The sequence below is a fragment of the Bacillus sp. GbtcB14 genome, assembly GCF_019091205.1.
In the GTDB taxonomy this organism is placed as follows: domain Bacteria; phylum Bacillota; class Bacilli; order Bacillales; family Bacillaceae_G; genus Bacillus_A; species Bacillus_A cereus_AG.
Genome location: NZ_JAGXJT010000001.1, coordinates 211,298 through 227,465, shown reverse-complemented (window position 1 = coordinate 227,465; position 16,168 = coordinate 211,298). Strand labels below are relative to the sequence as shown.

Here is a 16,168-nt window from a genome sequence, read left to right as displayed (position 1 = left end):
TCCACCCCTTTTACTTGTTCTCTCAAAGAAAATCCCATGCAATTTTACGCATGGGTTACATCAATATTAAATTGTTTTAATTCCCGAACAAGACGTGAAATCGGTAAACCGACTACACTATAATAGTCCCCTTGAATATTTTGAACAAAAATAGATCCTTTACCTTGAATTCCATAACTTCCCGCTTTATCAAGAGGCTCTTTTGATGCAACGTATGCGTCAATTTCCTCTTCTGTTAATTCCCAAAACGTAACTTCTGTACGCTCGTAAAAAGTGACTGTTTTGTCTTTTGTTATAATTGCAACCCCAGTATACACTTCATGTGTTTTCCCTGATAATAATTGCAACATTTCTTTCGCCTCAGCCTCATTAGAAGGCTTTCCAAGAATATGCGATTCATATGTAACAATTGTGTCTGCACCTAACACAATATGATCACTGTTATTTTCTGCTACTGCAGATGCTTTTTGCAGGGCAAGGGACATAACGATATCCGAAGGTGATGAGTACGCACCAATCGTTTCTTCTACTTCACTTACAATGATTTCAAATGGTACATCCGCTAACTCAAGCAGTTCCTTCCTGCGAGGTGACCCTGATGCTAAAATAATTTTTCTCATATTTTCTCCTTCCTTTCTCACATGAAGCAGAATAATTTACATCAATCGTATCAAAGGAATAGTTTGTCCACAAATGAAAGAAATATTATTTTTTCTAAACAAAATATTCCTTTTTTACTAAAATACGATTATATTCCTGCCATAGAGAAAGCACTTTGCTCTAAATTCAAAAGAAAAGAAAGAAGTACCTATACTTCTTCCTTCGTCATTTCATTATCCTATTATTTCACCTTTTGTGAAACAATTTTTTCATATGAAAGTATACCATCAATAATAACTTGATTTAATTTCGCCAAAGATTCCTTATCACCTTTTCCATCCTTCACTGTTTGCACAGCTACTGACGTATACATATACAATTTCTTTGCTTCTTCCTGCTTCATACTTTTCCCTTCTTTTTCAATTACTTTCCACTCTTTTTCAATCGCACCTATATCTTTTGCATTACTTTTTCCACTAGCTTGTACGCTAGAAGCATATTTTGCTAAATGAGTATATAATAGCTGTACTTTTGTTAAAAACGCCCCAACTTCTTTATCATCTTTCAGTAGCGCTTTATCTGTTATATCCCAGTTCTTTTTCAATACTGAGACATTATCATTTTTATACTGTGTCATTAATTGGTTTATGCCTTGTTCATCACTAGCAATACCAACAACTAATGCATACTTATCGCCGCTCGGTTTTAAAGCTGCAACGCCTCCATTACCTTTCCACTCTTCAAGAGCGGCCTGTCCCTTTTCTTCGGAAGAATAAATCCCCCCTTGAACAAAAAATAATTTCATTGGATCTAATGACGTTCCTGTCTGTGCTTTTTGTTTTTCCTCTTTTGATGCCGGTGTTTGTTCTGACGTTCCACCCACCTTTGATTCTTCATTTTGCATCTGCTTCGAAGCTGTTACTTCACTTCCTCCCGTCGCTCCTTGCCCTTTAAGTAACTGTAGCATTCCCATCCCAAACGCCGTACCAATAACAATCGCAGTTGCAACGATTGCAATTAACGTATTGCTCCACTTCTTTCGTTTTTTTTCCGTAGACACTAATTTCGCTTTTTGAAACGGAACAACGTTTTTCGGTCTTTCACTTTCTACTACCATCCATTCAAATTCATCTTTCTTCTTCTCCTCATACTTCGCTTCTGTTCCATTCACTTTCACTGAGATCGTTCGTGATTGCTTGTCCATACACTCACACCTCACCTCTTATCGTTGTCCGCATCATATCATATTCCTTTCACAAAAAAACGAGATATTTGTCAGAGGAATTCGCCAAATAACCCTATATATTTATCTTATATGTATGCATTTGACTTCATTTGTAGAACAAAAAAACTAGATAGCAAAGACTATCTAGTTTTTCTCGCGAATATATTTTCGAACTTCCGAAATGAAATAAAGAGAACCTGTTATGATAAAAACATCATTTTCTCCAATCACTTCAACCTTTGTATCAATTGCCTCTTTCCAATTTTCAAAAACTAGTTTTGACTCTTTCTTTGCATACGATGCTAGCTTATCAGCAGAAATAGCACGATCAAAGGCGAATGTTGTAAAAATAATTTCATCGGCGATGGTTTCTAATTGACCTACCATATTATGCAATTGCTTATCACCAAGGGCAGTAAATAAAACTATTACATTTTTATCTTTGTAATGTGATTCTACCGTTTTCACAAGGCTTTCAATACCTTCTGGGTTATGAGCACCATCTATAATGATATCTGGATTACTTTGCAGTTTTTCAAAGCGCCCAATCCAATAAGCTTCCTGTAATCCAGTTCTCATTTCTTCTTCCTCAATTAAAAATGATACGTATGTTTTTACATACATAACTGCCATCAGTGCAAGTGCTGCGTTTCCTACTTGATGACTGCCTTTCATGGAGATTCGCACATCTTCAAAAGAGGCGAAAGGACAAGTGAAATCGAACTGTTCTCCATCTTCACTAGACTGTTTATGTAACGCTGTAAAATGCTTGCCCATCTCGTATAAGTTTGCATGATTTTCCTTTGCAACCTTTTGAATGACTTGCAATGCTTCCTCATCTTTCACACCAGTAATAACCGGGACACCAGACTTAATAATCCCCGCCTTTTCATATGCAATTTCTCCTAGTGTATTCCCTAAAATATGCATATGATCGTGGCCAATATTTGTAATAATCGTGAGAACAGGATGAATAACATTCGTAGAATCAAAGCGCCCTCCAAGCCCTGTTTCAAATAAAACAACATCACAGAAATTAACTTTACCGAAATAACAAATTGCCATAACAGTAATAATTTCAAACTCAGTCGCTTCCCCTAAATCCGTCCCATCTAGTTTTTCAACGACTGGCTTTACCATCTTTACAAGTTCAGTAATCTCTTCATTTGCAATTGGTGTCCCGTTCACACTAATACGCTCGTTAAATGTTTCAATATATGGAGAGGTAAATGTTCCTACCTTATATTTTGCATTTTCTAACATGTAGCGCATATATGTTAACGTTGAACCTTTTCCATTTGTACCAGCAAGATGAACACATTTTATGTGCCGCTCCGGATTTCCGAGCTCTTCTAGCATCCATCTCATTCTTTCCAATCCTGGTTTAATACCAAACTTCAATCGGCTATGAATCCACCCTATCGCTTCTTCGTATGTATGTATCACGTATGCTTTCCCCTTTCAAAAGACAACCTTCATACTCCTATTATACGCAAAGAAAAGAGACTCACCAATATAGTGAGCCTCTAAAAAATATTTTACTTTTCAAGATCTGCTAGACGTTGGCGAACTGCTTCACGTTTTTCTAGATAGTCTTGCTCTTTCGCACGCTCTCCTTCAATAACTGCTGCAGGAGCTTTCGCTACGAAACCTTGGTTTGAAAGTTTCTTCTGTACACGTTCTACTTCTTTGTCGAACTTCTCAAATTCTTTCTCAAGACGTGCTCTCTCTTCATCAAGATTGATAAGATCAGCTAATGGTAAGAATAACTCTGCACCTGATACGATTGCAGTCATTGCTTTTTCTGGTGCTTGTAAATCCGTTTGAATTATTAATTCGCTTGGGTTACAGAAACGCTCAATGTAAGAGCTGTTTTTTGTAAGTTGAGCAAGTATAGCCTCATCTTTTGCTTTAATTTGCATTTGGACTTTTTTGCTCATTGGCGTATTAACTTCTGCACGGATGTTACGAACAGAGCGAATGATATCAACTAGAAGGTGCATTTCTGCCGCAGCTTCTGTATCTTGTAAATCTTCGCGAACTGTTGGCCATGCTGCTACCGTAATAGATTCGCCTTCATGCGGTAAATGTTGCCAAATCTTCTCTGTTACGAATGGCATGAATGGGTGTAATAGACGCATTGTTTGATCTAATACGTAAGCTAAAATAGAACGAGTTGTTTTCTTAGCTGCTTCATCTTCACCGTATAGTGGCAGTTTCGCCATCTCAATGTACCAGTCACAGAAATCGTCCCAAATGAAGTTGTATAATGAACGACCAGCTTCACCGAACTCATATTTATCCATGTTACGCGTTACACTTTCGATTGTTTCGTTTAAGCGAGTTAAAATCCACTTATCCGCAACTGATTTTTCACCAGTTAAATCGATTTCTTCATACTTCATGTCATCCATGTTCATTAATACGAAACGTGATGCGTTCCAAATTTTATTAATGAAGTTCCAAGTAGACTCTACTTTTTCCATACTGAAACGTAGATCTTGACCTGGTGCGCTTCCTGTTGATAAGAAATAGCGCATTGCATCTGCACCGTACTTCTCGATAACATCCATCGGATCAATACCGTTACCAAGAGATTTACTCATTTTACGTCCTTGCTCATCACGAACTAAACCGTGAATCAATACATCTTTAAATGGACGCTCGCCTGTAAACTCTAAACCTTGGAAAATCATACGAGATACCCAGAAGAAGATGATGTCATAACCAGTTACTAAAGCATCTGTTGAATAGAACTTTTTAAAGTCTGCTGCATCTTCATTCGGCCAGCCAAGTGTTGAGAACGGCCATAACGCTGAACTGAACCATGTATCAAGTACGTCATTATCTTGATTCCAGTTTTCAATATCTGCTGGTGCTTCTGTACCTACGTATACTTCACCAGTTTCTTTATGATACCAAGCTGGGATGCGGTGTCCCCACCATAATTGACGAGAAATACACCAGTCATGAATATTTTCCATCCAGCGTAAGTATGTGTTTTCAAAACGCTCTGGTACGAACGTTACTTTTTCTTCTTCTTTTTGTTGAAGTGCTACTGCTTTTTCTGCAAGTGGAGCCATTTTTACGAACCATTGTGTTGATAAGTAAGGCTCAACTACTGCACCGCTACGCTCACTATGACCCACTGAATGCATATGAGGCTCGATTTCTACTAATACGCCAGCCTCTTGTAAGTCTTTCACTAACGCTTTACGGCATTCGAAACGATCCATACCGTTATATTTACCAGCTTTTTCGTTCATCGATCCATCTTCATTCATTACTAAGATGCGTGGTAAGTCATGACGGTTACCTACTTCAAAGTCATTCGGGTCATGAGCTGGTGTAATTTTTACAACGCCTGTTCCGAAATCTTTTTCTACGTACTCATCAGCAATAATCGGAATCTCACGGCCTACGATTGGAAGTGTAACTGTTTTTCCGATTAAATGTTTGTAACGATCATCTTCTGGATGAACCGCTACCGCTGTATCACCAAGCATCGTTTCTGGACGAGTAGTAGCAAGACGAATGTGACCTGAACCGTCTGTTAACGGATAGTTCATATGGTAGAATGCACCTTGAACTTCTTTATGAATTACTTCAATATCAGAAAGAGCCGTGCGTGTTGCTGGGTCCCAGTTGATAATATATTCACCGCGGTAAATTAAGCCTTTTTCGTATAATTGAACGAATACTTTATTAACCGCATCAGATAAACCTTCGTCTAATGTGAAACGTTCACGAGAATAGTCTAGTCCTAAACCAACTTTCCCCCATTGTTGACGAATGTGAGACGCGTATTCCTCTTTCCATTCCCAAGCTTTTTCAAGGAATTTCTCACGGCCAAGATCGTAACGTGAAATACCTTCTTCACGAAGTTTTCCTTCTACTTTCGCTTGTGTTGCGATACCCGCATGGTCCATTCCTGGAAGCCATAATACATCGTAACCTTGCATACGCTTCGTACGAGTTAAAATATCTTGAAGAGTTGTATCCCAAGCATGACCTAAGTGTAACTTACCAGTTACGTTCGGAGGTGGAATTACAATTGTGTATGGTTGTTTCTTCTCATCTCCTGTTGCTTCGAAATATTTGCCTTCAAGCCACCATTGATAAAGGCCTTCTTCAACGGACATATGATCATATTTAGTTGGTAAATTCTTTTCCGTGTTTGACATTATTTTCCCTCCTTAAAATAAAAAATGCCCCTCATCCAAAAAGGACGAGGGACATCGCGGTACCACCTTTATTTACAAACAAATTCAGGAATTTGCTTATACTCTTAATTTGATAACGGACAAATCCGTCTTTTCCTAATGAGAACTGTTCCGTTCAGAAAAGATGCTCCAGGGCTACCTTCTAACATAACTATCTAGAGAATCTCCCAGCTAATGATTCTCCTCTCTGAAGACGTTTCTTGTTATACTCTTCCCCTTCAAGGCATTTATATGATTGTTAATTATTATATACAATAGTGTAAAAAACGAAACCCTATTCGTCAAGATAAATTTAATACCACGGCTTTTCGGGCAAAAAAAGAAGATAAGTAGCATCCTCTACTTATCTTCTTTATCCCGCTATTTGCGGGCAGTAAGACCCTCCACTGATTAAAGTTTCACTTTATCCGTTCCCTTGCTGGGCAGCTTGTAACTGCGAGAGGAAATATTCTATATTGCTTACGAGCCAATGCGATTGTTGTAAGCTCTTTACTCCGAGAAGTTCATTTTCCTCATTGCGACTCTCTCTTCTTTTCTTATAAGACTGGATTTGCCGAATAAATTGCGATGGATACGTCATATACGCAAACATGAGTAGTTGCTCTTCTTTCGTAAAAGGGAAATTTTTTTGATACATTTGATACCATTCAAACCGATCACTTCGCGCAATTGGATACGTATTTAAAGACCGAGAATAAAACCCTACTATATCTTGCACAGGCGTTGCAAACTTTGATTTTTCTAAACTAATAAAATAGCCATTCCGTTCATAATCAAATAAGAAATGATTAAGCGATACGTTACCATGCACAAAAGTAATACGTGTTTTTTCTTTTTCCTTCATCGCATCGTTCCACTCAGTTAATTGCTTCGTTGCAAACTCACGCGCCCTCATTACATGATGATAGTACGTACAATATTGCAATTCAAATGGAGACATATACCACTTCGCTTCAGATTCTACGAGAAACTCTTCTAGCATCTCACCATCATTCTCCCAGCGATCGGATATATTTGTATAATGTTTTTCTAAATCTTCTTCTGTATACGTTTCTTCTTTCACCGTTTTTTGATGCAACGTTCCGAGAGTTTGAAACATTTTATGGTATTGATCATTATCCTCGCCGTTGCCTTCCGCACGTTCTAACCAAGGCATTAAATAATAATTATACGTCCCGTCACTTAAAATATAATTTCCATCCGTCGCATGGTATATAGGTACATAATTTGAAAAACCGTTCTCCTTCAAATATTGAATATGGTGCAGAAAGCTATTCCGCTCTAACTTTCTGCTTTCTATTTTCTTGAGCGCATATGGACCTTGATTCGTATAAATTTTCGTTACGCTTCCGTGCTCTTCCATATGCTGCGTATCCAATCTATATTGCCTTACAATGGGTTCATAGCGATTTCGTAATTCCATATCCATACGAATAACCCTTTCTATTCAAAACATAGCCTTTAGGAAAATAAGCGAGTGAAAACACTCACTTATTTCACTTTTGCCCTTGAAACGGGAATATAAATAATTTGTCCCGCAGTTAAATATATATCTTCTGTTTGATTGACACGGTATAAGTTTTGTACAGATGTTTCATAACGGTCTGCAACAGATTCGATTGTATCCCCTTCTTGCACGAAATACATTCTTAACTTTGTAAATTCTTCTTCCGGTTCCTTCGTAAATAATTTCGTTAAATAAAGTGCATTTTCATCTCGCTGTGAATACGTTTCTTCTTCTTGCTCTTCTTGTTTTTTCGCTTTTTCTTTCTTGAAATCTTTTCTTCCGAACAATTCAAATTGTGGCGTTGATTCTTTCTCCTCTTCACGCTCCACAAATTCATGTTCTTCTATTTCCTCTTCCTCTACTTCCTGCTCTTTTCTTTCCTCTAGTTGAAACGGTTCAAATGCGTAATCTTCCCACTCATCTGATTCCTTATAGACTGGTTCTTCTACGTGGGCAGGTCTATTTTCATCTTCTTGTGCGGAATAAGCCTCTAACTCAGCATGCGCCGTTTCTTCCTCTTCATCCTCGATTCTTTCTTCATCACATAAACCTGTAATAGATATATCCGCTAATAACTGTAAGCAACCATTTTCCTTTAATTCATAATCAAATTCCTCAATGGATACATATAGTTCTTCAATTACTTTCACTCGATTTCTTGGAATTGATATTTCAAGCGGAAAGGAATGAACAAGTTCATTAACCCCATCTTCCCTTGTTTCTACATAATCAATTGACTTTGCTGGTGATAGATCTCTTAATGAATAAGCTGAATCATCTTGCCGTGCAACATACTCTCCCGTTAAATCTAATTGCCCTCTCACGATAACTTCATGATCAAGCTCTTCTATCTCAACGTCTGGATCTAACGAAATTGACAAAAGTTCTTCGACTTCCTGTCCTTTTTGGAACCAAACAGATTCTTTTAATGAAAAACGTAATGAATGATCTGTTGCCACTTCTTTTCCCCCTCCCAAACTATATGTCATTACAGATTTATGTATGGAAAGCTGACTTTATGAATAAAAAAAATCGCTCCCCTTATGGAGAGCGATTTTCTTTATTCAATTAAGCTTTTAATTTTGACATTGCAATTTCCGCCGCTGCAATCGTCGCTTCAATATCTGCATCACTATGTGCTGTAGATAAGAATAGACCTTCGAATTGAGATGGTGGCAAGAATACACCTTGTTCTACCATTTCACGATAATAAGCCGCAAAGAATTCTAAGTTTGAAGATTTTGCTGCGTCGTAATTAATAACTGGCTCATCTGTAAAGAAGATACCAATCATCGAACCCGCACGGTTAATATAGTGCGGAATGCCATGTTTTTCAGCCGCTTTACGTAAGCCAGCTTCTAACATTTCAGCTTTACGCTCAAATTCTACATATGATTCTGGCGTTAACTGTACTAACGTTTCATAACCTGCTGCCATTGCAAGTGGGTTACCTGATAAAGTACCCGCTTGGTAAATCGGTCCGCTCGGTGCAACTTGGCGCATAATTTCTGCTTTACCACCGTATGCTCCTACTGGTAAGCCACCACCGATTACTTTACCTAAACAAGTTAAATCAGGTGTTACACCATAATAGCCTTGTCCACAATTATAAGCAACTCGGAATCCTGTCATGACTTCATCAAAAATAAGCAATGCACCATTTTGCTCTGTTACTTCACGAAGACCTTCTAAAAATCCTGGTTGCGGAGGAACAACACCCATATTTCCTGCTACTGGTTCTACAATTATACAAGCAATATCATCACCGAATTGTTCGAAAGCGTATTTCACACTGTCTAAATCGTTATACGCTACGGTAATCGTATTTTTCGCTACACCTTCTGGTACACCAGGGCTATCTGGTAAACCTAGCGTCGCCACACCAGAACCCGCTTTAATTAATAACGAATCACCATGACCGTGGTAACAACCGATAAATTTCAAAATTTTATTACGTCCTGTATAACCACGAGCTAAACGTAGCGCACTCATTGTCGCTTCTGTTCCGGAGTTAACCATACGTACAATCTCAATTGATGGTACGCGCTCAATAACAAGTTTCGCTAATTTATTCTCAATTTCCGTTGGAGCACCGAAGCTTGTTCCTCTTTCAGCAACAGATTTTAGAGCTTCAACAACACGATCATTCGCATGACCATGAATTAAAGGACCCCATGATAATACGTAATCGATGTATTCATTTCCATCGATATCATATACTTTAGAGCCTTTTCCACGCTCCATAAACAACGGATTCATACCAACAGACTTAAAGGCACGAACTGGGCTATTTACGCCACCAGGCATTAAATCTTGTGCCTCTTCAAACGCCGCAATCGACTTATCAAACTTTTTCATTATTTAGCGCCTCCTTCTTGTAACCATCTTGCTGCATCTTTTGCATGATACGTAATAATTAAATCTGCTCCTGCACGTTTCATGCTAATTAATTTTTCAAGTACAACTTCTTTTTCATTAATCCAACCATTTTGTGCTGCCGCTTTAATCATCGAATATTCACCACTTACGTTATAAGCAACGACTGGTAAATTAAAGTTATTTTTCACATCACGAACGATATCTAAGTAAGAAAGTGCTGGCTTCACAATTAAGAAATCTGCCCCTTCCATTACATCTGATTCAGCTTCACGGAATGCTTCCATACGGTTCGCTGGATCCATTTGATATGTTTTACGATCACCAAATTGCGGGGCACCGTGCGCCGCATCACGGAATGGCCCGTAAAATGCTGATGAATATTTCACAGCGTACGACATTACTGGTACGTGAGAAAAGCCATTTTCATCTAATGCATGGCGGATTGCGGTTACGAATCCGTCCATCATGTTTGATGGCGCAATAATGTCTGCTCCTGCTTTCGCTTGACTTACAGCTGTTTTCGCAAGAACTGCAAGAGACTCATCATTTAAAATAATACCATCTTCAATTACACCGCAATGACCATGGCTTGTGAATTGACATAAACATGTATCTGCAACTACTACTAGCTCTGGGAATTCACCTTTAATTTGCTTAATTGCACGTTGCACAATTCCATGATCACAATATGCTGATGATCCAACTTCATCTTTTTCAGCAGGTAAACCAAATACAATAACAGAACGAATACCTAAATCAACAACCTCTTGCATTTCAGCTTGCAATAAATCTAAAGACATTTGATATACGCCTGGCATAGAAGGCACTTCATTACGAACGTTTTCTCCTTCTAATACAAAAATAGGGTAAATAAAATCTTCCGTATGTAAAAACGTTTCACGCACAAGCGCACGCATATTACCGCTTTGTCTTAAGCGACGATGACGATTAAATTGTAAAGAGTTCATAGATTTCTATCCCCATTCTTTTATTTTATCCCGCTATTTGCGGGCAGTAAGACCCTACTAATTAAAGTTTCACTTTATAGATTCACAAATGCAGTGTAGTAATGCTTCTACCGTGTACTCTTTCGGCATAATAATATGCGGAAAATAAAGGCTTGCCTCTTTTTCCGTAATAGGCCCTATACAAGCAATTGTACATTTTTTTGTCCATTCTCTCCAGTTTGTACCCTCGAGTAAACGAACAAAACTAGTAACAGTTGAAGGGCTCGTAAATGTAATAATGTCTACTTTCCCTAACTTCAACGCTACTATAAGTTCTTGCCTTCTCTCTACATTCTCTTTCGTACTATATACGATTAGCTCATCTAGAGAAACACCCATTTCGCGAAGTGCAACTGGAATTACATCTCTTCCTAAATTCCCTTTCGGAAATAAAATGCACTCGTTTCCACTTAGTCTTTTTACAAACTCTTCTGCAAATACTTCTGCAACAAATGAAGTTGGAACGAAGTCCACTTCATAGCCCCGCTTTTCTAACTCCAACCTTGTTTTCACGCCTACTGCAGCAATTTTAGTCTTTGCGGGTAGCTTCTTTCTCAAACTATCTAGAAAAAAAGCTACCCCATTTTTACTCGTAAAAATAACCCAGTCATACGAATGCAGCTGACCTGCTATATGTTGAATTCGCCTATGAGACATACCTTCCATACGCAAAAGCGGAATTTCCAATGGAATTCCGCTCTTTTCTTTCACCGCTACACTCATTTGTTTTGCTTGATGCTGGGCACGTGTAATTAATACCGTTTTGCCAGCGAGAGCGTTCATATTTATTGTTGCCCCTTATTTGCAGCAAGGATGAGTTCTTTTGCGCCTTGTTTAATTAAACGGTCCGCAGCCTCTAGTCCTACTTCTCTTGGATTCATGCCTACTACTGTCTCTTTCAATAAAACAGAACCGTCCATAGAACCGACAAGAGCCGTTAATTCGATTGCATCGTTTTCTGTAAGAGTAGCATATCCAGCGATCGGAACTTGGCATCCCCCTTCGAGTTTATGAAGAAATACTCGTTCTGCTGCCACTGTTCTTTCTGTTACTGCATCATTCATATGCGCTAACAACTGTAGTAGGTCCTTATCATCCTCACGGCACTCAATCGCTAATGCACCTTGCCCTACAGCGGGTACGCATAACGTTTCATCTAAATGTTCTGTAATAACTTCATTATCCCAGCCCATTCTTTGTAATCCAGCTGTTGCTAAAATAATTGCATCGTAATCTTCTTCTTGTAATTTACGTAAACGTGTATCGATATTTCCACGAATCCACTTCACTTGTAAATCTGGTCTCGCAGCTAATAATTGTGCACTGCGTCTTAAACTACTCGTACCTAAAATAGCACCTTCTGCTAACTCTTTAAACGATGCTCCGCTTTTTGAGATAAAAGCATCACGAGGGTCAACACGCTTCGGTGTACAACCAATCATTAATCCTTCTGGAAGTACGGCCGGCATATCTTTCATACTATGTACAGCCATATCGATTTCTTTCGTAAGTAACGCATGTTCAATCTCTTTCACAAACAAGCCTTTTCCGCCTACTTTTGAAAGAGTAACATCTAAAATAACATCACCTTTTGTGACGATTTCTTTCACTTCAAATTCATATGGTAAACCTAGTGCTTTTAACTGATCAATAAACCAGTTTGTTTGCGTTAATGCTAATTTACTCTTTCGTGACCCTACAATAATTTTGCGCATAATTCTCTCTCCTCATTATAAATACCAAAAGTGGAAGTTGGATAAACTGCTTAATAGAAAAATATTGATTAGCATTACGAGAAATGCTCCGATGTTCCACTGGACGATTTTCTTCCCTTGCAACACATCTGCCACTCGTAAATATAGGCCAGCACAATATACAAATAGAACGACAAAAGATCCGATCACTTTCGTATCATACCAATGGAAATTGTCCAATTTCGTATATCCCCATATGCATCCTAATAAAATAGCTAATAAGAAAAATGGAACAGAAAATAAATTTAATCCGTAAGACATCGATTCTAGTTTCGGTAAATTCCCTAACCTTCTTAATCTCGCATTCCATTTCTTCTTTTTTAATAGGCGATATTGCAATAAATACATAATAGAAAAAATGAACGATACAGTAAAAGTTGCATAAGAAATAATAGCCATACCGACATGTACATATACAAGTTCTGAAACTAATTGCTCTGCCAGTACCGGCGACATCTTTCCGAGCGGTGTAAAAATAGAAAAAGCGCTTACGCCAAATGCGACAACATTTGTAAAAAAGACTAGAAAGTCAATTCTCATAAATCGATTAATGACTAACGACATCGTAATCAATAGCCAAACATAAAAATAAATCCCTGATAATAAAGTTAATATAGGGTTCGTTTCTGAATCTGTAGCCCGAAGTAACATAAAGATAGACTGCAGAACCCATACAATCGAAAGTAACCAAAAAGCAAATCGGTTCGCCTTTCGGTTACTTTGGAAATAATCTATAAAATATAAACTAATGCTGCAAGCATATAAAATAATTGCAATATGATAAATAATACTGTTATTTAAAAAACTCATCCGATCATCCTTCCAAATTATAAAGATGGAACGGATGGTGTCCACGCTCTTTTATGTTCTACTTCTTCCGCACAACTCTCTACATCTTCCGTTTCTAAGTCGAAAATCTTTGCAAATAACGCTAATTTTTCGTCTGCTCCCTCTTCAGCAGCTATTTCTTTCGCTACTAAAATTGGGTCTTTTAATAATTGATTAATAATACTTTTCGTATGCTTACTAATTACTTTTCTCTCACGATCACTAAGATTCGGTATTTTTCGTTCCAAGCTTTCCATCGTTTCACTTTGGATAGCAAGTGCCTTATCACGAAGAGCTGCTATTAACGGAACAACACCAAGTGTACTTAACCATGTTTTAAATAAAACAATTTCCTCTTCAATCATAAATTGAATTTTCTCCGCTTCTTTCAAACGCTCAGCACGATTTGCTTCCACTACTCCTTGCAAATCATCAATGTCATATAAGAAAGAACCTTCTAGCTCATCAATCGCTGGATCAATATCACGTGGCACTGCAATATCAACCATAAATAAAGGACGACCAGAGCGCATTTTCTCTACCTTTGTCATCATCTCTTTCGTAATGACATACTCAGATGCACCAGTTGAACTAATTAAAATATCTGCTTCTAATAATGCACATTGTAATTCACTTAAAGGCTTTGCATGTCCCATATATTTCTCAGCCATTACTTCCGCTTTCGTAAACGTCCTATTCATGACTGTTACTTTTCGAGCACCGCTTCCATATAAGTTTTGCAGTGCCAGTTCACCCATCTTACCAGCACCAAGAATAAGCACATGACAATCTGTTAACTCACCAAATATTTTCTTTCCGAGCTCAACAGCAGCATAGCTAACAGACATCGCGCTTTCACCAATCGTCGTTTCTGAGTGCGCACGTTTCGCTAACGTAACCACCTGCTTAAACAACTCATTAAAAATTGTGCCTGTCGCTTTTACTTGTTGCGCTTCTAAAAAGCTATCTTTTATTTGGCCTAAAATCTGTGTTTCTCCAACTACCATAGAATCTAAACCGCACGTCACGCGGAATAAATGATCTATTGCACCATCTTGTTCAAAAATAGTTAAATATGGCGCGACTTCTTCTATTTCAAGCTGAAACCAATCAGCTAAAAACTTCTTAATATAATACCGTCCCGTGTGTAATTGATCGACAACAGCATAAATCTCAGTGCGATTACAAGTTGATACAATGACATTCTCTAACACGCTCTTTTGATTTTGTAATGTAGTCATTGCTTGCTCTAACTCTGCTGCCTGAAATGTGAGTTTCTCACGAAATTCTACAGGGGCTGTTCGATAATTTACACTAACAACAAGAATATGCACGCAGCATGTCCCCCTTCACCCGTTTTATCACTTTATCTACTATCATAATACAACTTTCCTCTTATGAATCTGACAATCGTGTGAACAACCGATTATTTTTTATTTATTCTCCGTATGTAATAAAGGAGATTCAGTAAAACTAATAAAGACTTTCTACTTTATAATGATTATAAATTAATAACTCTATTTGTACGTTACCAAAAAAAGCCCTCATAATCAAGTGATGGAAACTATTCCATATGAATTATAACATCATCTTTCCTATCTTCTTTCATCATGAAGGAAAATATGTATGATTGTTCCAAATTGTAGCACAAACTTTCTCAATACAATGTATTTGACATTGTATTTCTTTTTCGTTATATTGGTTTTACGAAATTAAATTGTGCACAACTTAATAAGAAGGGAGTTATGTATGACAAAGAATTCTTTACATCTAGATAACCAACTTTGTTTTTCTATTTACGCCTGTTCTAAAGAAGTGACCCGCTTTTATCGACCATATTTAGAAAAGATGGGTATTACGTATCCCCAGTACATTACTTTACTCGTACTATGGGAGCAAGATGGACTAACAGTAAAAGAAATTGGAGAACGTCTATTTTTAGATTCCGGTACGTTAACACCTATGTTAAAACGAATGGAATCATTAAAACTTGTAAAACGCGTTCGTTCCAAAGAAGATGAGCGCAAAGTTTGTATTGAATTAACAGAACAAGGTAAAGATTTAAAAGAAAAGGCTTGTTCATTGCCGACAACAATGGCAACAAATTTAGGAATTACAGAACAAGAATATCGTTCTTTATTAATTCAATTAAATAAACTAATTGAAACAATGAAAACAATAAATGATAGAAAAGGGGAATAAACATGGATAAATTATATACTGCTTCAGTAACTGCTACAGGTGGAAGAAACGGAAAAGTAGTTTCAGATGATGGCATATTAAATCTTGATGTAAAAATGCCGAAAGCACTAGGTGGTGCAGGCGGAGAGGCAACAAATCCAGAACAACTATTTGCTGCTGGTTATGCCGCTTGTTTTGATAGTGCATTACAACTTGTCATTCGTACAAAACGCGTGAAAGTAGAAAGTACAGAAGTAACTGCTCACGTTTCTATCGGAAAAGATACAGATGGTGGTTTTGGCCTATCTGCTGTACTTGACGTACACGTTGCTGGCGTTTCTCACGCTGAAGCACAAGAACTTGTAGAAGCTGCTCACGGTGTATGTCCTTATTCGAAAGCAACAAGAGGTAATATTGAGGTTACGTTAAACGTAAGATAAAAGAATTTAGTAAATAAAAAAAAC

14 protein-coding genes and 1 other annotated feature are annotated in these 16,168 nt (G+C 37.7%); of the genes, 2 read left to right on the top strand and 12 right to left on the bottom strand.

Going from position 1 to position 16,168, the window contains the following annotated elements; genetic code table 11:
* Positions 1-44: 44 nt before the first annotated feature.
* The 12 genes from KVT31_RS01210 to hemA all read right to left on the bottom strand — a co-directional run bounded on the left by KVT31_RS01210 (position 45) and on the right by hemA (position 14,857).
* Positions 45-620, bottom strand: coding sequence for a Maf family protein (locus KVT31_RS01210; protein ID WP_088097879.1), 576 nt, complete (start codon positions 618-620; stop codon positions 45-47).
* Positions 621-841: 221 nt separating this feature from the next.
* Positions 842-1,804 (bottom strand): stage II sporulation protein B, encoded by a 963-nt coding sequence (locus KVT31_RS01205; RefSeq protein ID WP_088097880.1) that lies wholly within the window; start codon positions 1,802-1,804, stop codon positions 842-844.
* A 165-nt stretch (positions 1,805-1,969) separates the two neighbouring features.
* Positions 1,970-3,271, bottom strand: a complete 1,302-nt coding sequence (locus KVT31_RS01200; protein ID WP_217613509.1) for a bifunctional folylpolyglutamate synthase/dihydrofolate synthase — start codon at positions 3,269-3,271, stop codon at positions 1,970-1,972.
* Between the two features lie 92 nt (positions 3,272-3,363).
* Entirely contained in the window at positions 3,364-6,009 is a 2,646-nt protein-coding gene (locus KVT31_RS01195; protein ID WP_088097882.1) for a valine--tRNA ligase, read from the bottom strand.
* A 37-nt stretch (positions 6,010-6,046) separates the two neighbouring features.
* Positions 6,047-6,279 (bottom strand) — a binding site (T-box leader).
* Positions 6,280-6,451: 172 nt separating this feature from the next.
* A complete protein-coding gene (ysxE, locus tag KVT31_RS01190; protein ID WP_088097883.1) occupies positions 6,452-7,477 on the bottom strand; it encodes a spore coat protein YsxE in 1,026 nt (341 codons plus the stop codon).
* 62 nt (positions 7,478-7,539) lie between these two features.
* Complete coding sequence (spoVID, locus tag KVT31_RS01185; RefSeq protein ID WP_088097884.1) at positions 7,540-8,514, bottom strand: stage VI sporulation protein D; 975 nt, start codon at positions 8,512-8,514, stop codon at positions 7,540-7,542.
* A 109-nt stretch (positions 8,515-8,623) separates the two neighbouring features.
* Entirely contained in the window at positions 8,624-9,913 is a 1,290-nt protein-coding gene (gene hemL, locus KVT31_RS01180) for a glutamate-1-semialdehyde 2,1-aminomutase (RefSeq protein WP_088097885.1), read from the bottom strand.
* Positions 9,913-10,902 carry a porphobilinogen synthase gene (gene hemB, locus KVT31_RS01175; RefSeq protein ID WP_088097886.1) on the bottom strand — a complete coding sequence of 330 codons (990 nt, stop codon included), beginning with the start codon at positions 10,900-10,902 and terminating at the stop codon, positions 9,913-9,915. The genes hemL and hemB overlap by 1 nt, the downstream gene beginning before the upstream one ends.
* A 69-nt stretch (positions 10,903-10,971) precedes the next feature.
* Positions 10,972-11,724: a uroporphyrinogen-III synthase gene (hemD, locus tag KVT31_RS01170; RefSeq protein WP_088097887.1), complete on the bottom strand. Its 753-nt coding sequence runs from the start codon at positions 11,722-11,724 to the stop codon at positions 10,972-10,974.
* A gap of 2 nt (positions 11,725-11,726) precedes the next feature.
* On the bottom strand, positions 11,727-12,656 hold the full coding sequence (hemC, locus tag KVT31_RS01165; RefSeq protein ID WP_088097888.1) for a hydroxymethylbilane synthase: 930 nt from the start codon (positions 12,654-12,656) through the stop codon (positions 11,727-11,729).
* Between the two features lie 15 nt (positions 12,657-12,671).
* Complete coding sequence (locus KVT31_RS01160) at positions 12,672-13,505, bottom strand: cytochrome c biogenesis protein (protein ID WP_000008998.1); 834 nt, start codon at positions 13,503-13,505, stop codon at positions 12,672-12,674.
* Between the two features lie 17 nt (positions 13,506-13,522).
* Positions 13,523-14,857, bottom strand: coding sequence for a glutamyl-tRNA reductase (hemA, locus tag KVT31_RS01155; protein ID WP_088097889.1), 1,335 nt, complete (start codon positions 14,855-14,857; stop codon positions 13,523-13,525).
* A 415-nt stretch (positions 14,858-15,272) separates the two neighbouring features.
* On the opposite strand from hemA, the gene KVT31_RS01150 reads away from it, so the two are divergent.
* Positions 15,273-15,725 (top strand): MarR family winged helix-turn-helix transcriptional regulator, encoded by a 453-nt coding sequence (locus tag KVT31_RS01150; protein WP_088097890.1) that lies wholly within the window; start codon positions 15,273-15,275, stop codon positions 15,723-15,725.
* Positions 15,726-15,727: 2 nt separating this feature from the next.
* Positions 15,728-16,144, top strand: coding sequence for an organic hydroperoxide resistance protein (locus KVT31_RS01145; protein WP_000359777.1), 417 nt, complete (start codon positions 15,728-15,730; stop codon positions 16,142-16,144).
* The last annotated feature ends 24 nt before the right edge of the window (positions 16,145-16,168 follow it).

Coding starts and splice junctions, on each gene's coding strand:
- KVT31_RS01210 (WP_088097879.1), bottom strand. CDS start 620: ATGAGAAAAATTATTTTAGCATCAGGGTCACCTCGCAGGAAGGAACTG.
- KVT31_RS01205 (WP_088097880.1), bottom strand. CDS start 1,804: ATGGACAAGCAATCACGAACGATCTCAGTGAAAGTGAATGGAACAGAA.
- KVT31_RS01145 (WP_000359777.1), top strand. CDS start 15,728: ATGGATAAATTATATACTGCTTCAGTAACTGCTACAGGTGGAAGAAAC.
- KVT31_RS01195 (WP_088097882.1), bottom strand. CDS start 6,009: ATGTCAAACACGGAAAAGAATTTACCAACTAAATATGATCATATGTCC.
- hemC (WP_088097888.1), bottom strand. CDS start 12,656: ATGCGCAAAATTATTGTAGGGTCACGAAAGAGTAAATTAGCATTAACG.
- hemL (WP_088097885.1), bottom strand. CDS start 9,913: ATGAAAAAGTTTGATAAGTCGATTGCGGCGTTTGAAGAGGCACAAGAT.
- hemD (WP_088097887.1), bottom strand. CDS start 11,724: ATGAACGCTCTCGCTGGCAAAACGGTATTAATTACACGTGCCCAGCAT.
- hemB (WP_088097886.1), bottom strand. CDS start 10,902: ATGAACTCTTTACAATTTAATCGTCATCGTCGCTTAAGACAAAGCGGT.
- KVT31_RS01160 (WP_000008998.1), bottom strand. CDS start 13,505: ATGAGTTTTTTAAATAACAGTATTATTTATCATATTGCAATTATTTTA.
- ysxE (WP_088097883.1), bottom strand. CDS start 7,477: ATGGATATGGAATTACGAAATCGCTATGAACCCATTGTAAGGCAATAT.
- KVT31_RS01150 (WP_088097890.1), top strand. CDS start 15,273: ATGACAAAGAATTCTTTACATCTAGATAACCAACTTTGTTTTTCTATT.